Source organism: Sphingobacterium siyangense (genome assembly GCF_007830445.1).
In the GTDB taxonomy this organism is placed as follows: domain Bacteria; phylum Bacteroidota; class Bacteroidia; order Sphingobacteriales; family Sphingobacteriaceae; genus Sphingobacterium; species Sphingobacterium siyangense.
The window spans coordinates 92,483-111,155 of the sequence record NZ_VLKR01000005.1 but is presented as its reverse complement, the minus strand read 5'-3'; the positions used below and the strand labels follow the sequence as shown (position 1 = coordinate 111,155).

Below are 18,673 nucleotides of genomic sequence, written 5' to 3'. Positions count from 1 at the left end.
ATAACATAAGAGAGATTAAAAAATGTCAAAAACATTAGTAGAAAAGATTTGGGATGCGCACGTCGTCAAGCGTGAAGAAGGGTTTCCGGATATTATATATATCGACACCCACTTGATTCATGAAGTTACTTCACCTCAAGCTTTCGATGGCTTGCGTAAAAGAGGAATCCCAGTTTTTCGTCCAAAGCAAACGGTAGCTACTGCCGACCACAACGTACCGACACTCAATCAACATTTACCGATCAAAGAAGAGCTATCCCGTTATCAAGTTGATATGCTCACCAAAAATTGTGCTGAATTTGGTATTGAATTATATGGTTTAGGACATCCATACCAAGGGATTGTACACGTTATTGGTCCGGAGCTGGGTATCACCCTACCAGGTAAAACGATGGTCTGTGGCGATAGTCATACCTCAACACATGGTGCTTTTGGAGCTATTGCTTTTGGTATTGGAACCTCTCAGGTTGAACAGGTCTTCGCAACACAATGTTTGTTGCAGTCGAAGCCAAAAACAATGAAAATTGAAGTCAACGGTACCCTTCAAAAAGGTGTTGGAGCAAAAGATATCATCCTATATATCATCTCTAAAATCTCTGCTGCGGGCGGTACAGGTTACTTTATTGAATATGCTGGTTCAGCAATCCGTTCTTTAAGCATGGAAGCACGTATGACCATTTGTAATATGAGTATAGAAATGGGTGCACGTGGAGGCTTAATTGCTCCAGATCAGATCACTTTCGACTACGTAGAAGGCCGTGAATTCGCACCGAAAGGTGAAGAATGGGATAAAGCCCTAGCGTACTGGAAAACATTGTATTCTGACGAAGATGCCATCTTTGATAAAGTGTTGACTTTTGATGCTGCAGACATTGCGCCAATGATTACTTATGGTACCAATCCAGGCATGGGTATGGGTATTGCGGAGCATATTCCAGCAACTAGCGCACAAGCGGAATCAGAAAGACCATCGTACCAAAAAGCATTGGATTACATGGGCTTCAAAGATGACTCAACAGTCTTAGGCAACCGTGTTGATTATGTGTTCATCGGAAGTTGTACCAATTCCCGTATTGAAGATTTACGTGAAGTAGCTTCATTCGTTAAAGGCAAGCAAAAAGCACAAGACGTTGAAGTATGGATTGTACCGGGCTCAAAACAAGTAGAAAAACAAGCTAAAGAAGAAGGCTTGGATAAAATATTTGAAGCGGCAGGATTCCAGTTACGTGAACCAGGATGCTCGGCATGTTTAGGGATGAACGAAGATAAAATCCCTGCTGGTAAATATTGTGTTTCGACTTCAAATAGAAATTTCGAAGGGCGTCAGGGACCGAATGCCCGCACCATGCTGGTATCTCCTTTGACAGCAGCAGCTGCGGCAGTAACAGGTAAAGTAACAGATGTAAGAGAGTTGATCTAAGCAGAAAAAAATGAAAAAATTTGAAACTTTAACGTCACAGGTAGTCCCTCTACCTATCGAAAATATTGATACCGATCAAATTATACCCGCACGCTTTCTAAAAGCAACTACGCGCGAAGGTTTTGGTGATAATTTATTCCGCGACTGGCGTTTTGATACAGACAATCAGCCCAAAACTGACTTTGTATTGAACAACCCAACCTATACAGGAAAAATATTGGTTGCCGGTAAAAACTTTGGTTGTGGTTCAAGCCGCGAGCATGCTGCATGGGCTATTCAAGACTATGGTTTTGACGTGGTCATCAGCTCATTCTTTGCCGATATATTCAAAGGAAATGCCCTTAACAATGGTGTATTACCGATTCAGGTACCCGAAGAGTTTTTGGCAAAAATTTTCGAATTGGTGCACCAAAATCCGACAACAGCGATTATCGTTGATCTTGAAAAACAAACAGTCATGTTGACAGAGACAGGTGATCAATTTGAGTTTGAAATCAATCCATACAAAAAATCATGTTTGATCAATGGATATGATGACATTGATTTTATCCTTAACCAAAAAGATTCAATCGAAGCATTTGAAGCAAACAGACAATGGTAGATCCTGTCGTCCATATTGCCAATTTAACCATTCAGTACGGTAAAGATACCGTACTGCACGACTTAAATTGGCAAATTTTTCCTGGCGAGCAATGGATCTTAGGCGGTCCGAGCGGTACAGGAAAAACCACACTTGCAAAAGCGATTGCCGGGCAATTGAAGTATGAAGGCGAGATCACATTCCACCTTGATCCAACGAGCCCACTGCCGGCAAAAATTCATTACGTTTCCAATTGGTTTCAATTTACCAATCTTGAAGGCGATCGCAATTTCTATTACCAACAGCGCTACAACAAATTTGCAAAAAACGATACATTAACGGTTTTTGCTGAGTTGAAACATTTTGCGCAAGAAGAACAGCTTTCTTTTGAAAATGTACGTTCTTACCTGAACATTTTCGGATTCGAAAATTTCAAAGATCAGCAGTTGATTGAACTTTCGAGTGGCGAACACAAGAGGCTGCAATTGATTAAAGCTCTGTGGCTTCAACCTCAGGTGCTCATTATCGACCAGCCTTATACAGGACTAGATGCACAGTCTCGGGAAGATCTCAATCAGATTTTCGATCAGCTTGCGGATAAAGGGGTCACCTTGTTGTTGATCAGTAATGATGACGAACAACCGGATTGTATCAATCGTTTTGCGGAAATTCAGGAAGGTAAAATCAGGATTCGCCAACGGAGTGAAGAGCTATCCAAAGGCTTGCCCCGAACAAGAAAGGCGCTGCCTTATTTTCTACAACAGGCTCCTCAGGTATCCGCCCAGGTCATGGTAAAAATGAACAAAATCAATATTTCATACGGCGAAAAACAAGTCTTAAAGAATATTGACTGGGAAGTAAAAGCCGGTGAAAAATGGTTGCTACAAGGGCATAATGGTTCAGGAAAATCAACTTTGCTTAGTCTCATCAACGGCGATCATCCACAGGCTTACGCTAATGACATCCATCTTTTTGGCAAAAAAAGAGGATCTGGAGAAAGTATTTGGGATATCAAAGAACATTTGGGTATTATATCGCCAGAATTGCATTGGTACTATGATATGAATGCCAACGTTGGGCAGACGATTGCTTCTGGATTTTTTGATTCCATGAGCCTATACCAGCGATTAGGGTTTGAACAACAGCAAAAGCTCGAGCAAATTCTCCATTTTTTTGACCTTAAAGAGGTTAAACACAAAACCTTGGGGTCGTTACCATTAGGCCAACAACGTTTGGTCCTATTGGCTCGCACGATCGTGAAACATCCAGAATTGCTGATTTTGGACGAACCTTGTCAGGGCTTAGATAAAGAGCAGACCCAGTATTTCAACGACGTCATCGATGACCTCAGTAAAAGTGGCCAGACGCTCATTTATGTAGGTCACTTCCAAACCCAGCTACCAACGTGCATTGACAATAAAATCGTGTTGGAAAAGGGAGAAGTAAAGGCTATATCCGAAGTTATCCACAAAAAAGAAACTTTATCAACATAAAAATTGTGGAAAACTTCAATTAATTCGAAAACAAGAACAAAAAAATAAAAAAAGAATCAAGCTATCGACAAAACATTGGAAATCAAAAGTCAAAAATAAAGACAATACAATAGGGCTTAGGCCTATCTTCCAAAGTTTCAATATACACATTGCTGATAGCTCAATACTAAAAATACAATGAAGAAAAATATTTTAATCATACCTGGAGATGGCATCGGCCAAGAAGTAACAACTTGGGGTAAAAAAGTTTTAGAAAAAATCGGTGAAAATTATGGTCATGAATTCAGCTTTGATGAAGCTATCATGGGCCATACTGCAATTGAAGCTACGGGCAACCCTCTTCCTGATGAGACATTAGCTAAAGCAAAAGCTTCTGATGCGATCCTTTTCGGCGCCATTGGCCATATCAAGTATGATAATGATCCTTCTGCTAAAGTAAGACCTGAACAAGGCTTGTTGAAAATCCGTAAAGAACTAGGTCTTTACGCAAATCTTCGTCCAATCCTTTTATTCGATGAGTTATTGGATGCTTCGAGTTTAAAGCCCGAAATTCTTCAAGGTACAGATATTCTTTTCTTCCGTGAATTGACAGGTGATGTGTATTTTGGTGAAAAAAACCGCAATGAGGACAACACCTTTGCGTCAGATCTGATGAACTACCACCGTTACGAGGTTGAACGTATCGCACGTAAAGCTTATGATGCAGCACGCACACGTAACAAAAGATTATGCTCTGTTGATAAAGCAAATGTATTGGAAACATCCCGCCTGTGGAGAGAAGTTGTACAGGAAATCGCAAAAGAATATCCGGATGTTGAAACCGAGCACATGTTTATCGATAATGCAGCCATGCAATTGGTTAAAAATCCGAAGAAATTCGATGTGGTATTGACAGCCAATCTTTTTGGTGATATCTTGACAGACGAAGCGTCACAGATCGCAGGCTCAATGGGTATGTTGGCTTCTGCTTCCGTAGGCGATGGTACAGGTTTCTTCGAACCTATCCACGGCTCTGCACACGATATCGCTGGTCAAAATAAAGCAAATCCACTTGCTTCAATTTTATCTGCAGCCTTGATGCTTGATATTAGCTTTGGTCTACAGGAAGAAGCTAAAGCGGTTACCAATGCTGTTGCTGAAACATTAAAAGCAGGTTGGAGAACCGGTGATATTGCCAACAGCAGCACAGAAGCTTCAAAAATCTTAGGTACTCAGGAAATGGGTGAAAAAGTATTGGAGTTTATTAAATAGTATACCCTTTTTAATTTGTAAATCTTTTGAATTAAGAAATTATGTTACACGATCCTAATCATCTTTACATTTTCGACACCACCTTACGTGATGGCGAACAGGTACCAGGCTGCCAATTAACCACTCCGGAGAAAATTGAGATTGCTAAAGACCTGGAAAAACTAGGGGTAGATATTATCGAAGCCGGTTTCCCAGTGTCTAGCCCTGGTGATTTTCAATCGGTTGTAGAATTATCTAAAGCGGTGAACGATGTTATTATATGTGCATTGACCCGTGCCAATCAAAACGATATTGACGTAGCTGCTGAGGCATTAAAATATGCCAAACGCCCACGTATTCACACCGGTATTGGTTCTTCGGACATGCATATCAAATATAAATTCAACAGCACAAGAGAAGAAATTTTAGAACGTGCTGTTGCGGCTGTAAAACATGCCAAATCCTATGTGGAAGATGTCGAGTTTTATGCAGAAGATGCTGGTCGCGCAGACTTGGCATTTCTAGCTAAAATGGTTGAGTCGGTCATTGCGGCTGGTGCTACGGTGGTCAACATCCCTGATACAAACGGTTATTGTTTACCGGATCAGTATGGGTCAAAAATCAAGTATCTCAAGGAGAATGTGCGCAATATCGATCAGGCCATTATTTCGGCACATTGTCACAATGACCTAGGACTTGCAACAGCAAATTCTATCGCTGCCATTCAAAATGGAGCCCGCCAGGTAGAATGTACAATCAACGGTATCGGTGAACGTGCCGGAAACACGTCGCTTGAAGAAGTGGCCATGATCCTTAAAGTACACAACCAGTCGTTTGGAAGCTTAACATCAAACATCGATAGCCGCATGTTTACGTACTTATCGCGCAAGGTAAGTGAAATGATGAACATGCCTGTCCAACCGAATAAAGCAATCGTTGGCCGTAATGCCTTCGCGCATAGCTCGGGTATTCACCAAGATGGTTTCCTAAAACACCGCGAAAACTATGAGATCATCAGACCAGAAGATGTTGGTTTGGTTGAAGCTGATATTATCCTGACAGCTCGTTCAGGTAGACATGCCCTTAAGCACCATTTGGAGCGTTTAGGTTTCCATCTTGAAAAAGATGATTTAGCAGATTGCTATCAACGTTTCCTGGTTTTAGCCGACGAAAAGAAAAATATTTGTGATGATGACCTAAAAAGCCTCATCCAGGAAAAAATATAAAAAAAGGAAGGCTGCAGATGCAGCCTTTTTTTATCATAAGTACATTTTTTTTAAAAGGATCCACATGACACATAGCTGATTATTATTTTAGCATGTGTTCAGACGGTCTTCCATTCAAAATCAACTAAATTTAAACACTGTATAGGTAGAATCTCTCATATAACAGCGAATATCTGCGTTTTATTTGCTACCTTAACTAGGCAATCATCTAACAATGAATCTATCAACCTTAAACATCAATTCAGAAGCTACGCTTGACCGCATCAAGTCTGTGGTCAACAGAACACCGCTTCAATATAATCGGCATCTATCCGAAAAATATGGCGCTGAAGTCTATCTCAAACGGGAAGATTTACAAGTCGTACGTTCCTATAAATTACGCGGTGCCTACAATAAAATTATTTCCTTAACAGCGGAAGAGCGACAACGTGGCGTTGTATGTGCCAGCGCAGGCAACCACGCTCAGGGCGTTGCTTTCTCCTGCAATAAACTCGACATCAAAGGCGTGATATTTATGCCGGGTCCGACACCACGCCAAAAGATTTCACAAACGGAAATGTGGGGTAACGGTAATGTAGAAATCATCTTGACCGGAGACACTTTTGATGACTGCCAAAAAGCGGCGCTGGCTTATACAGCAGAGCATGGCATGACTTTCATTCCGCCATTTGATGATCTCAAAGTTGTGGAAGGACAGGGTACTGTAGCCGTTGAAGCTTTACAAGATCTTCCCGATATGGACGCCATATTTATCCCAATTGGTGGAGGTGGACTTGCCGCGGGAGCAAGCTATTACCTGAAGAGTAAAAACAAAGCGATCAAATGTTATGGTGTTGAACCCGAAGGAGCTCCTTCTATGCAAGCGGCTTTGACACATGGCGCACCGATCGAGCTCGAGCATATCAACAAATTTGTTGATGGGGCCGCCGTTAAAAAGATCGGTGCAACGACATTTGAAATTGCCAAACAGTTGTTGGATGATACACGCTCTATTCCCGAAGGAAAGATCTGTACCTGTATCCTAGAGCTGTACAATAAGGATGCAATTGTCGTTGAGCCTGCAGGCGCTCTATCCGTGGCCGCTCTTGAATTTCACAAAGATGAAATTAAAGGTAAGAAAGTCGTCTGCATCATATCCGGTGGAAACAACGATATCGACCGCATGAGTGAAATCAAAGAATTGTCTCTACTTTACGAAGGGTACAAGCATTATTTTATCGTTCGTTTCCCACAACGTCCAGGCGCCTTAAAACTCTTCGTTTCTGAAGTATTGGGGCCTAAGGATGATATTACCCGTTTTGAGTTTATCAAAAAAACCGAACGCGAAAGAGGTCCAGCGCTAGTCGGCATTGAGCTCAACAAGCCTGAGGATTACGAAACACTGATTGAACGCATGAAAGAATATAAGTTTGATGTCATTGAAATCAATAAAGACCAGACACTATTTGAATACCTTGTATAAGTAAAAGCGTATAAACAGAAAAAAGCTCGTGCACAAATCACGGGCTTTTTCTGTTTATAAGAATACAATTGCCATTCCCCAAATATTCAAAAAAAACTAACAATTCCATCACCTAAAAAATCGTATATTTCCGTTATTAAAAGATATTCAATAGCTTAGGAGAGAGCGATAAATTATTTTTATTTGACCAAAGGCATATTGCATATAAAAAGTAATTTATCTAAGTTTAATTGTTTAATCAATACTATACGAAAAATGAGAGTACTAATTTTAACGATTCTGACCTTAATAGGTCAACTTACTTTTGCTCAGACCGACAAAAGTAAACGCCCAAGTCCTCCAGACAACACTAAGGTAACCACCACCGATGGTGTCACGATTGACATTAATTATAGCCGCCCTTCATTGAAAGGCCGTCAGCTTGGTGTTGATATCGCCCCTATCGGTATTGTATGGCGTACTGGAGCAAATGAAGCGACCACCATCGAATTTAATAAAGATGTATTGGTTGAAGGCAAGAAATTAGCTGCTGGTAAATATGGCCTTTACAGCATCCCTGGAGAACACGAAACAACAATTATGTTCAATAAAGTGTGGAATCAGTGGGGAACAAAATATGATGCCAACGAAGATGCTTTACGTGTTTCTGTTAGCAATGCCACAGCAAGCAATTCACAGGAACAATTTAAGATCAATGCAACTCCGCAAGGAACCGTCTCTTTAGAATGGGGACAGTATGTCGTTCCGTTTATGGTTAAAGCGAGTAAATAGCTACAAAATATTTATCATCTTGCAAGAATAGAGGCTATGAAAGTAGACACAAGGTATATTCTGAGCAATAACCGAGTGAAAGGAGTGTATTGAAGTCAATGAGTCTGAACAATTTTTATAAACAGAACGATTGAGATCATTGGTACTTAATGAAAAAAAACAGGCCTCAAGAAAATAAACACTTAAATAGAAAAAGGGAATAATAATTATTTCCTTTTTCTATTTAAGTGTTCACTCTGTAATGCTATTGATTTCGGTTAGTTAAATGGTCAGTTTCTTAAATATTTTTCTAGAAACTGATCTTGTTCCCATAGTAAATGGAAGATATTTTCTTTGGCGACATATCCATGTGCTTCGCGTGGTAAAATGACCATACGCACGGGAGCTCCCAAGTTTTTCAGGGCCTGAAAATAGCGTTCTGTCTGCAGGGTGAATGTTCCGGGATTATTATCGGCTCCGCCATGAACCAACAAAAGTGGGGTTTTCATCCGATCAGCACTCACAAATGGAGACATGGTCATATACAAGGCTGGATCATCCCAGAAGTTACGTTGTTCACTCTGAAAACCAAATGGTGTTAAGGTCCGATTGTATGCTCCAGAACGCGCTATTCCTGCGGCAAACAATTTTGAATTGGACAACAGATGTGCTGTCATAAACGCACCATAGGAATGCCCACCCACAGCAACTTTTTTCCGATCGATATAACCCAAATGATCTACCGCATCAATTGCAGCTTCGGCATTTGCCACAAGTTGTTCAATAAAGGTATCATTCGGTTCTTTTGTTCCCTCTCCAACAATAGGGAAGGCCGCATTATCCAATACAGCATAGCCCTTCGATACCCAGTAGATAAAAGAACCATAACTTGGGAAGGTAAACTCTTTCGGATTGGCCGTGCTTTGCCCTGCTGTATTCTTGTCTTTATATTCCCGTGGATAAGCCCACATTAGCAGAGGCAACTTCTCTTTCTTCGTAAAATCATAACCGGCAGGTAAATATAACGTTCCGGAAAGTTCGACTCCATCCTTGCGCTTGTATTTTAAAATCTCTTTATGGACTTTTTCCAACGATTTAAACGGGTTTTCCAACGTGGTGAGCGTCACCTGTTTCCCCGATTTCATATTTTTCATGAAATAATTCGGATAAATCGATGCTGACTGAAGCGAAATCAACAGATCACCAGTTTTAGGGTTCACTAGTTGGGCGATACGTTCTTGCATTTCAGATGCTGGAGCAGTGTAGATGCGTTTTTTCTTCAATGAATGCAGATCAAGCTCATCCACAAAAGGAAACTCACCATTTTTAGTAAATCCCTTACCAACAAACAGTGCTTTATCTTTATCTACATACATTGAATAAGTGCCTAAACTATTTTTTTCCATATACACATCTCCTGGATCATTATACACATCCTGACTGTTCCGCTCTTGCAACAGTTTGGATTCTCCGGTAGAAGGATTCACCACAAAAGTTTTTGCATTTCTCGTATCGTACCATTGCGAATTGATCAATGCATATTTATCATTTCCCCATGTTACACCAGCATAACGGTCTTTGGTTTTAAAAATAAGTTTCCCCGCACCGTTGTAAGGGTAAGATAAAGTATATAAGGCATCACGAAACTCAGCAGGTTTATTCGCGTTCCCACCATCCAAAGCTTCTACATAGGCCAACGTAGCTGGCTGATCACTCCGCCAATGCCAGGCCCGTTTTCCCGATCGTGTCGACGAAAAACCCTTTGGCATTACCTCTGTCAAGGGGGTCTCATTCACAAGCGCTATTTCTTTGCCCGATCGATCATAAATACGAATCTGCTGTGGAAAAGACGAGACGGGAACTACATAGGAATAAGGTTTTGTGATAGTCGTGATCATCACGTACTCGCCATCCGGAGAGAAGCTGATTCCCGTATAAATGGCTTTATCTTTAAAGGAAGAAATCTTACCGTCAAGGTCCACAAGTTCAAGATTGGATTGCACCAATGTTTCGAAATTCGCTTCGTCCTGCGGATTTTTAAGCAGATCTTGGTACGTTCTCAATTGGGACACCTTCCCATCACTCGTTGAGACAATAGGTCCTGTCGGCAAATCTTTTGAAGGATCTAACAGTGCAGCCCTATCCTTTGGCAGGCTTGTAATCAGTAAACCGGAAGAATTTCTCAGCCACTGAAATGGCGCTGTTAATGTTCCATTCAGATTGTAGGCAGTCAACTGTTTGACATTTCGAGTTGCAAGATCAATGACAAATAAGGCCGTTCCGCTTTCATTTGTATTGCTAAATGCCAAAAGCTTATTGTCTGGAGAGAATACAAAATTGGCCATCGCCGCTTTTTCGGGTATCCCCGTGAAGTCGGAAAATTCCACATTTTGCCCTATTTTTTTCAAGGCAATCTTATCGAAAAAGATTGTTGAACTTTCCATGTTCGTCTTCGGATTAATCCGCAATCCCGCCAGTTTCATTTCTTCCTGGCCTAAGTCGGTCAGGCTTTTATACGTAGGTCGAAACGTAAATAACATCCAATTTTTATCGCTTAAAATCTTTATTTGAGGTGGGCGCACATAATCGGCTAAGGCCAAAATTTCAGTAGAGGGTTTTTGAAAGGTAATGTTTTCCTGCGCTTGCGTCTGTAGCGATGCTAGAAGCAAGAGACCATAGAATAGTTTCTTCATAAATTTATTTTTCAAATTAGGGCAAAATAAGGTAATAAAAATTTCATAAAAAAGCAAGCTTTGTAGCTTTTTTATGACACTAAAATTAAACTTAAATCATTTGTAAAATAGCGGTAAAAATTACTAATTTAAAGTTATCCACATTTACAAAATACAGAAAACCAGCAATTTAAAAACACGAATCTTCAGCAAACGCATTCTCTGACAAACTTTTGCCCAAAATGTGGAAAAGTCAAACTACCGCATCGAAAGAAAATATAAGATATTTGTTAAGCTAATGAAAGAATTGGCAACTCAACGAAGTTTTTAAGTATCGAAATACAGACTTTTCTTTTTGGCGAATTGTCTATTTTAAATGGCTAGATTAACCTTCAATCTAGTCTCCCCGATTAAAATTGATACCATTAACTTCGTACCGGGTTTTTCTATAAAGATTGGAGTAAAAAAATAAACAAGTAAACATGGCAAGAATTATCAAATTTGAGAAAAACGATTGTGCTCCTTGTGCACAAGTATCGGCTTATTTGGATCAAAAAGGTATCCAATATGAAACGGTTAATCCTTTTGATGAACCAGACTTGGCCGCAAGATTCAAAATCCGCACTGTTCCTACGGTAATTGTGTTGGAAAATGAAGAGATTCAACACCGTATCATTGGCTTTAAACCAGAGGAATTGGCTGCCATTGCACTTTAATAAATTTAGCGTATCATTAAAATGAAACAGTGACATGATACACATTTATTATGATTCCAGAACGGGGAACGTACAACGTTTTATGGATAAAGTAGCTCAGATAACGGGTTGGCAAATCCATAAAATCACCGCCGATTTAACGGTAAAAGACCCTGGGCATTTGGTCACTTTCACCACAAATTTTGGACAGGTGCCCGAAAATACAAAAGAATTCATGAAACGCGAAGCTAAAAATATTTATTCTGTTACTTCCAGTGGCAACCGCAACTGGGGACCGAATTTTGGTCTAGCAGCTGATCGCATTTCACAGGATTTCGACATTCCACTGGCGTTCAAATTTGAACTGTCCGGAACAATGGAAGATATTAATCAATTTATTGACATCTTAAAGAACTTTTGCGATGGTAGCAAACGAAGTAGCAAAAAACTGGATATTGCTTAATAATGAAATCATGATTAAGCATGATGACGAATTCAGCTTACATAAAGATAAGGAAGCGGTTCGTGCATATTTCTTAGAATATGTAAATAAGAACACAGTGTTCTTTTATACATTAAAAGAAAAAATAGACTATTTGGTAGAAAACAACTATTATATTGACTTTTACCAATGGTTTACATTTGAAGAAATGGAAACGGTCTTCAACTATGTGTATGCGAAAAAATTCCGTTTCGAATCTTTTATGGCGGCATTCAAATTCTTCCAGAGCTACGCTTTACGTGACGATTCTGGTGAAAAGTTCCTGGAACGCTATGAGGATCGTGTAGTTGCTGTTTCCTTGTTCTTAGCAAGAGAAGAGGGTGTTCAAAAAGCGATCGAATATGCTGAAATCATGATCAATCAAGAATACCAGCCAGCGACACCTACATTCTTGAATGCAGGAAAGAAACGCTCGGGTGAATTGGTATCTTGTTTCTTGGATGAAATCGGCGACAACTTAAATGGTATCGGTTATGCTGTTGATTCCGCCATGAAGCTGTCTTCTATCGGTGGTGGTGTATCGTTCAATATCTCCAAAATCCGTGCTCGCGGAGAAGCGATTAAAGGTGTTGAAGGCCGTGCCGGCGGTGTACTTCCAATCATGAAGATTATGGAAGATACATTTTCATATGCGAACCAGTTGGGACAACGTCCGGGTGCTGGGGCAGTATACCTCAATATTTTCCACTCTGACATCGAAGAATTTTTGGATTGTAAAAAAATCAACGTTGACGAGAAAGTACGTATCAAATCATTGTCGATCGGTATCATCGTTCCGGATAAATTCATGGAATTGGCAGAAAAAGATGAACCATGCTATTTGATCTACCCACATACGGTAATGCAAGAGTATGGACAATTCTTGGATGAGATGGATATGGACAAGATGTACGACGAATTGATCACGAATCCAAACGTGAAAAAGAAAAAAATCAATGCTCGTCACCTTTTAGTTAAAATTGCACAGACACAAAAAGAATCAGGATATCCTTATATTTTCTTCAAAGAGAACACCAACCGTGTCCATGCATTGAATGAAATCGGTCAAGTGAAATTCTCAAACTTGTGTACTGAAATCATGCAAGTATCTCAAGTATCCGATATTGAGATCTATGGCAAACAGGACACGATCCGTTATGGTATCTCCTGTAACTTAGGCTCCTTAAATATCGCGACTGTAATGGACAACAAACGTATCAAAGAGACCGTAAAAACGGCTATGCGTGCTTTGACTGTCGTTACAGACGTGACCAATATCGATATGGTTCCATCTATTGCAAAAGCAAACCGTGAGTTGCATTCTGTAGGGCTAGGTGCAATGAACCTCCATGGTTACCTTGCAAAAAGCTTCATTATGTATGAATCTAACGAAGCGCTCGATTTTGCCAATACCTTCTTTATGATGATGAACTATTATTCATTGGAAGCATCGATGGAAATTGCCAAAGAACGTGGTAAAACATTTGTTGGATTTGAAAAATCAGCCTATGCCGATGGTACGTATTTCAACAATTACGTAAACCGCGATTACATGCCTAAAACAGCTAAGGTAACGGAGTTATTTGAAGGAATACATATTCCAACAGTCGAAGATTGGTTGGAATTAAAAGCAAAAATCAAAGAACATGGTATTTACCATGCTTACCGCTTGGCCATTGCTCCAAATCAATCGACTTCGTATATCATGAATGCAACTGCATCAGTTATGCCAATCGTCGATATCATTGAAGTGCGTGAATATGGAGATAGTACGACTTACTATCCAATGCCATATTTGACAAACGATAATTATTTCTACTTCAAATCGGCTTATGATATGGATCAATTCAAAGTCTTGAAATTGATTTCGGTCATCCAACGCCATATTGATCAGGGTGTATCTACTATTTTGCATACAAACTCAAAGGATTCGACACGAGATTTGTCAAGATATTATATCTATGCACATAAATTGGGATTGAAATCCCTTTATTATACACGGACAAGAAAATCGACCATCGACGAATGTGTTTCTTGTTCAGCTTAATTTTGAGATTTTAGTATTTGGATATATAATGGGAGAAAGTCAAAAGTTGCCTACGCCATTGGCGGCTTTTGGCTTATCTAAAATCAACAATCCAAATACGTGATAATAAATGCCTAATACTTTAAACTAAAAATGAGTAAAACATATAAAGCTGTCAACTGGAATACCCCTGAGAACGATTATGTATTGATGTTCTGGGAACAAAATATCCGTCAATTCTGGATCGACACGGAATACATTCCATCAAAAGATATCGATAGCTGGAAACGTATCAGTCCAGAAATGAAAGATGCGTATAAAAAAGCTTTAGGAGGATTGACCCTTTTGGATACCCTTCAAAGCCATACAGGTATGCCTAAAATCATCGATCATATCGACACCTTACAGAATAAAGCGGTATTGTCGTATATGTGTATGATGGAAGCTATCCATGCAAAATCGTATTCCACCATTTTCACGACAGTTTCTACGACCGCCGAAATAAATGATATTTTCGAATGGGTTCAACAAAATAAATATCTTCAATACAAAGCAGAAACGATTGATGGCTACTACCGCGCGATCGATAAAGAAGATGCTTCCGAAGAGGAGATTTATATGGCAATGGCTGCATCCGTATTATTGGAGTCTTTCTTATTCTATTCTGGATTCTTCTTGCCATTATGGTTATGTGGACAGGGCGAAATGGTTGCTTCTGCCGATATCATTAAGAAAATTATCGCAGACGAATCTATCCACGGTGTATTCGTTGGATTAATAGCCCAAGATCAATTCAAAAAATTAAAAAATCAAGATCAGGTAAAAGCTCGTTTCCTGGCCTTGCTTTACAATTTGTATGAAAATGAGCTGAAATATACAGAAGAGATCTACACTGAAGTTGGTTTAACTGCAGAGGTAAAAGAATATGTTCGTTACAATGCCAACAAAGCATTGATGAATTTGGGCTTTGATCCGATCTTCGAAGTAAAACAAGTCAACCCAATCGTATTGAATGGATTGAATACTGAAACGACACAACATGACTTCTTCTCCAAGAAATCAACTAACTACGAAAAAGCAACGGAAATTGTTCATCTAAAAGATGATGATTTTAAAATGGATGTGGTCGTAGATATATAATATTGACAATTTGTCAAACAAAAAGCCCCAAAGAGTTTTCTTTGGGGCTTTTTGTTTGACGGGCAACAACTATTGTTGGAATGCTTTGATCGCCTTTCCGCGCCAAGCGGCATCAAGCGGTGCACCAAGCAACCAAGTTAACGTAGGCGCGATATCATAAATCATCAAAGTTTCCTTAATTTCTTTCCCTTTGGGTACACCAGGTCCGGTCATTACCCAGGGAATCTCCACCTCCGCCAGCGATTTACCACCGTGTCCTTTTCCTGTGCCACCGTGATCCGCAGCAATAACAAAAATTGTTTCATCAGCTATTCCCGCATCTTTTACCGCCTGCTGCAAAGTGCCTATGCGTCTGTCGACCTGTTTTAGCTCGGCATAGTATTCCGGGGTATTATGTCCAATATTGTGCCCTACACCATCAGGTTGATCGAAATGCACAAAAGTAATGGTCGGTTTCTCTTTCTTTATAATGTCCACGGTGGTATTCAAAGCCGCTTCATCATCATCTTTGGTATTAATGACCTTTTGAACGACTTTGTTATCAATCAAATAACCTGATCTCCCGCCTATCCAATGAATCGCTCACATGCTAGATCAACATCATATTTTACAAGTCACGCAGATAATAAGGGATCAGTACCCAGCTTTTGCCAACCGTGCATACATCTCGACAAAAGCACATTGATCAAGGAGCCACTTCGATTGATGTTGATCCTTCAAAGTCCAGTCTGGGCTGAAAAGCCCTTCTTTGTCGCGCATATGCTTCCAGGCAAATTCAAGGTTTTCATAAAAAATTGCAAGATACTTTTGGTTGCCATTCACCGCAGCAAGCTCCATATAACCGCGCATCATTACCGCATGAAACCATAAATTGCTATTTTTTAGTTTTGGAAAACTCAGTTCGCCACTTTTCTCAAAAAAATATCCCAGGCAAGCCTCAGCCAGCTGTTGCGCATCTTCAAGGTACTGCTTATTTTTCGTTAGTTTATAAAGCAAGGCTGCCGCCTGCAACATTTGTCCGGCGTTGTACGAAAACTTAGCTTTTCCAATCTTTCCATTGAGCTGCATATTGTCCCAATACAACTTATCTTCGGGATCCTGAAGATTTCTTTTTGTCCATTCATAAAGACGCTCCCCTTCTTCCAGATAGTACCTATCATTGGTTGCCATAAATAACTTCAGTGCAAATACACTTGCTGGTGCATTCGAACACGTATTTTTAGATTCCTTTTTCTGTTCACACCAATAAACGCCACCGCCTAATTTATCATCCTCCCCACTCTTTACAAAATTCCAGATCTCTTTGGCCGAAGTCAGGTAGTTTATTTTTTTTGTATGGATATAGCTATCTGTAAAATCGATACCCAACCAGATATTATCGTCATAAAAACGATCCGAGGGAGGAGCTGTATTTAAATAAGAAGCATAGCCAATAGGCGACCTACTTTCATCTCTATATTCCTGTAACCCCATCAGGACTTTTTTGTCAAGTATGAACTGAAATGCCTTTTTTGTTTTTGGTAATTCCATCAAGGTATTTACAGCCGAGAAACTACCCGAGAAAGGCCATAGATAAGCATATTTCTTTTGCTGTGCTGCCTGTTGATTATTATCCAAATAATCAGCTTTGAAGTTTTCATCAAAGGGATATTTTTCAGCCAAGAGCTGATTCTTGGTATTTCCAAACTTGCTATAGATGCTATCTAAAGTTTGGATAGCATAGTTCTGAAAATTATTTTTCTGTGCAAATAAGGTTACACCAATAAAGTTCAGAAGAAACAACGTAAAATATCTTTTCATGTGTTTTAGGTAAAAGAATAGTAGATACCTATGCGGCATCTACTATTCCTGAACATTAATAACCAGGGTTTTGTTTTAAATTGGGATTGATTGCCAATTGATCCATCGGTACCGCATATAGTTCTTTATTCTTATCGTTCGTAGCTTTATGATCCCACCAAGATCCGGATATATATTTTCCGAATCGGATTAGATCTGTCCGGCGCTTTCCTTCAAAAATAAATTCACGTCCCCGTTCCGCAAGTAATTCATCCAGCGTCAATGTAGCGACAGTATACTGCGCCATAGGCCAGTCAGCCTTACTAAATGCTCTTTTTCTGGATTCATTGACCAACTCCACAGCCTCACTACTGGCTTTTCCACCATTCTTACGCATAAGTGCTTCAGCTTTATCGAAATAGATCTCCGTTAAACGATAAATAATATAATCATTCTCCCAGTAGTTGGCATCGTCCAAGGTACCTGATTTATATTTATTAAATCGAGCTCCAGAATTCTCTTCTCCTTTTGTCATACCACCTTCTGAAGTTTTATCACCTTCGCTTTCTCTGCGGATCGAATTGACAAACACCAGCGGTTTACCTGAATACTCTTCCGTTCCCAATACAGGTGTAGTGGTGCCGTATTTATATTGTGGTCCAAACAAAAACCATTCTTTCTTCCGCAAGTCATTTTCAGCATAGGCATTAAATGCGGTAGGGATAACAACAAATGCATTCCATCCACCGTAACCAACTTTGAGCACTTCCTTCATATAGTCATAACTCATATAGAATCCCGACCAATTGAATGTAAACCCCGCCTGTCTGCTATATTGAAATTGAAATAAGGATTCCGGATTCGCCGAATTGGTATTACTGAACAATGCATTCAAATCAGGGCTCAATTTGGGAGCCCCTCCAATGCCGCCAGCCTGTCCGGAAATAATCTTATCACAAGCAGCGATACATTCATCATTCATTGCCTTACCCGACCATTTTTCGGCATTGAGATAGAGTTCAGCCAGCATGGCATAACCCGCAGCCATAGATACCTGACCGATATTACTGGCCGAGGTTTTAGGCAACTTATCCACATTTTCTTCCAGCTCCTTCTGCACAAATGCAAAAACCTCTGTTCTCGGTTTGGTTTCGGGGTTAATAGGATCGGCTACCTTTGTCACGATAGGAACGTTGCCCCAAAGATCCATTATCTTAATGTAGTGAAATGCCCGCATTACTTTTAATTGCACAAGTATTTGCGTGCGTTCATCCTCTGTCAGATCCGCAATTTTAGCGATATCAAGTTTCTCAATATCCTGAATAGCATTATTGACATAGCCAACGCCGCCCCACATCAACTCCCAGGCCCCACGCATTCGGCTTTCATTGCTTGTCCAGGTATGATAGTGCTGCCGGATATGGTCTCCACCGTCATATCCATGGCGTCCCTTTTGCGGCCAGGCCACCTGATCGGCACTTAATTCGGAATGATAATAAAAGCCATTTCCACCTGTAGGTGCAAGCCAGGCCTGCATATGTGTAAAAGGGCGGAGCGCAGCTTGCATAACCTCCCGTTTATTCTTATAAAAATTATCATCCTTGATCTTACTATACACTGTCTCATCCAACTTGGTGCAGGAACTAAAAGAGATACCTAAGGTAACAGTGCTCAGAATGGCGAATAAATATTTATTTGTTTTTTTCATAACCTTACTAT

Annotated in this window: 15 protein-coding genes; 11 read left to right on the top strand and 4 right to left on the bottom strand. The window is 40.1% G+C overall.

Translation table 11 applies throughout. From position 1 onward, the window contains the following. Positions 1-22 precede the first annotated feature (22 nt). The 7 genes from leuC (at position 23) to IQ31_RS06710 (ending at position 8,182) form a co-directional block, all read left to right on the top strand. Positions 23-1,420, top strand: a complete 1,398-nt coding sequence (leuC, locus tag IQ31_RS06740; RefSeq protein WP_075994368.1) for a 3-isopropylmalate dehydratase large subunit — start codon at positions 23-25, stop codon at positions 1,418-1,420. Between the two features lie 10 nt (positions 1,421-1,430). After that, on the top strand, positions 1,431-2,021 hold the full coding sequence (leuD, locus tag IQ31_RS06735) for a 3-isopropylmalate dehydratase small subunit (protein WP_075994369.1): 591 nt from the start codon (positions 1,431-1,433) through the stop codon (positions 2,019-2,021). Then, positions 2,015-3,493: an ATP-binding cassette domain-containing protein gene (locus IQ31_RS06730; RefSeq protein WP_145327526.1), complete on the top strand. Its 1,479-nt coding sequence runs from the start codon at positions 2,015-2,017 to the stop codon at positions 3,491-3,493. Before leuD ends, IQ31_RS06730 begins: the two co-directional genes overlap by 7 nt. A 177-nt stretch (positions 3,494-3,670) precedes the next feature. Further along, positions 3,671-4,744, top strand: a complete 1,074-nt coding sequence (gene leuB, locus IQ31_RS06725) for a 3-isopropylmalate dehydrogenase (protein ID WP_088163110.1) — start codon at positions 3,671-3,673, stop codon at positions 4,742-4,744. Between the two features lie 41 nt (positions 4,745-4,785). Then, entirely contained in the window at positions 4,786-5,949 is a 1,164-nt protein-coding gene (locus tag IQ31_RS06720; protein WP_145327525.1) for a 2-isopropylmalate synthase, read from the top strand. A gap of 214 nt (positions 5,950-6,163) precedes the next feature. Beyond that, positions 6,164-7,411, top strand: a complete 1,248-nt coding sequence (gene ilvA / locus IQ31_RS06715) for a threonine ammonia-lyase IlvA (protein WP_088163111.1) — start codon at positions 6,164-6,166, stop codon at positions 7,409-7,411. Positions 7,412-7,666: 255 nt separating this feature from the next. Continuing rightward, positions 7,667-8,182: a DUF2911 domain-containing protein gene (locus IQ31_RS06710; protein WP_112374970.1), complete on the top strand. Its 516-nt coding sequence runs from the start codon at positions 7,667-7,669 to the stop codon at positions 8,180-8,182. A gap of 269 nt (positions 8,183-8,451) precedes the next feature. Here IQ31_RS06710 and IQ31_RS06705 read toward each other — a convergent pair whose 3' ends face one another. Further along, entirely contained in the window at positions 8,452-10,854 is a 2,403-nt protein-coding gene (locus tag IQ31_RS06705; RefSeq protein ID WP_145327524.1) for a S9 family peptidase, read from the bottom strand. A 461-nt stretch (positions 10,855-11,315) separates the two neighbouring features. Between IQ31_RS06705 and IQ31_RS06700 the strand changes: the two genes are divergently transcribed. The 4 genes from IQ31_RS06700 (at position 11,316) to nrdF (ending at position 15,175) form a co-directional block, all read left to right on the top strand. Next, positions 11,316-11,549: a thioredoxin family protein gene (locus IQ31_RS06700; RefSeq protein WP_046673718.1), complete on the top strand. Its 234-nt coding sequence runs from the start codon at positions 11,316-11,318 to the stop codon at positions 11,547-11,549. 34 nt (positions 11,550-11,583) lie between these two features. Then, complete coding sequence (gene nrdI / locus IQ31_RS06695; protein WP_053003630.1) at positions 11,584-11,991, top strand: class Ib ribonucleoside-diphosphate reductase assembly flavoprotein NrdI; 408 nt, start codon at positions 11,584-11,586, stop codon at positions 11,989-11,991. Then, positions 11,951-14,056 carry a class 1b ribonucleoside-diphosphate reductase subunit alpha gene (gene nrdE / locus IQ31_RS06690; protein WP_145327523.1) on the top strand — a complete coding sequence of 702 codons (2,106 nt, stop codon included), beginning with the start codon at positions 11,951-11,953 and terminating at the stop codon, positions 14,054-14,056. Before nrdI ends, nrdE begins: the two co-directional genes overlap by 41 nt. 132 nt (positions 14,057-14,188) lie before the next feature. Then, positions 14,189-15,175, top strand: a complete 987-nt coding sequence (gene nrdF / locus IQ31_RS06685) for a class 1b ribonucleoside-diphosphate reductase subunit beta (RefSeq protein WP_046673716.1) — start codon at positions 14,189-14,191, stop codon at positions 15,173-15,175. Positions 15,176-15,244: 69 nt separating this feature from the next. On the opposite strand, the gene IQ31_RS06680 is transcribed toward nrdF, so the two are convergent. From IQ31_RS06680 to IQ31_RS06670, 3 genes are all read right to left on the bottom strand, one after another. Further along, positions 15,245-15,724, bottom strand: a complete 480-nt coding sequence (locus IQ31_RS06680; protein WP_204990860.1) for an alkaline phosphatase family protein — start codon at positions 15,722-15,724, stop codon at positions 15,245-15,247. Positions 15,725-15,808: 84 nt separating this feature from the next. Further along, positions 15,809-16,975 carry a glycoside hydrolase family 76 protein gene (locus IQ31_RS06675; protein WP_145327522.1) on the bottom strand — a complete coding sequence of 389 codons (1,167 nt, stop codon included), beginning with the start codon at positions 16,973-16,975 and terminating at the stop codon, positions 15,809-15,811. 55 nt (positions 16,976-17,030) lie between these two features. Then, a complete protein-coding gene (locus IQ31_RS06670) occupies positions 17,031-18,662 on the bottom strand; it encodes a RagB/SusD family nutrient uptake outer membrane protein (RefSeq protein WP_145327521.1) in 1,632 nt (543 codons plus the stop codon). Positions 18,663-18,673 lie beyond the last annotated feature (11 nt).

What these genes read in the sequence shown, in the direction of transcription:
- IQ31_RS06730 (WP_145327526.1), top strand. Translation starts at nt 2,015, where the DNA reads ATGGTAGATCCTGTCGTCCATATTGCCAATTTAACCATTCAGTACGGT.
- nrdI (WP_053003630.1), top strand. Translation starts at nt 11,584, where the DNA reads ATGATACACATTTATTATGATTCCAGAACGGGGAACGTACAACGTTTT.
- IQ31_RS06710 (WP_112374970.1), top strand. Translation starts at nt 7,667, where the DNA reads ATGAGAGTACTAATTTTAACGATTCTGACCTTAATAGGTCAACTTACT.
- IQ31_RS06700 (WP_046673718.1), top strand. Translation starts at nt 11,316, where the DNA reads ATGGCAAGAATTATCAAATTTGAGAAAAACGATTGTGCTCCTTGTGCA.
- leuC (WP_075994368.1), top strand. Translation starts at nt 23, where the DNA reads ATGTCAAAAACATTAGTAGAAAAGATTTGGGATGCGCACGTCGTCAAG.
- IQ31_RS06705 (WP_145327524.1), bottom strand. Translation starts at nt 10,854, where the DNA reads ATGAAGAAACTATTCTATGGTCTCTTGCTTCTAGCATCGCTACAGACG.
- IQ31_RS06670 (WP_145327521.1), bottom strand. Translation starts at nt 18,662, where the DNA reads ATGAAAAAAACAAATAAATATTTATTCGCCATTCTGAGCACTGTTACC.
- ilvA (WP_088163111.1), top strand. Translation starts at nt 6,164, where the DNA reads ATGAATCTATCAACCTTAAACATCAATTCAGAAGCTACGCTTGACCGC.
- IQ31_RS06720 (WP_145327525.1), top strand. Translation starts at nt 4,786, where the DNA reads ATGTTACACGATCCTAATCATCTTTACATTTTCGACACCACCTTACGT.
- nrdE (WP_145327523.1), top strand. Translation starts at nt 11,951, where the DNA reads ATGGTAGCAAACGAAGTAGCAAAAAACTGGATATTGCTTAATAATGAA.
- leuD (WP_075994369.1), top strand. Translation starts at nt 1,431, where the DNA reads ATGAAAAAATTTGAAACTTTAACGTCACAGGTAGTCCCTCTACCTATC.
- leuB (WP_088163110.1), top strand. Translation starts at nt 3,671, where the DNA reads ATGAAGAAAAATATTTTAATCATACCTGGAGATGGCATCGGCCAAGAA.
- IQ31_RS06675 (WP_145327522.1), bottom strand. Translation starts at nt 16,975, where the DNA reads ATGAAAAGATATTTTACGTTGTTTCTTCTGAACTTTATTGGTGTAACC.
- nrdF (WP_046673716.1), top strand. Translation starts at nt 14,189, where the DNA reads ATGAGTAAAACATATAAAGCTGTCAACTGGAATACCCCTGAGAACGAT.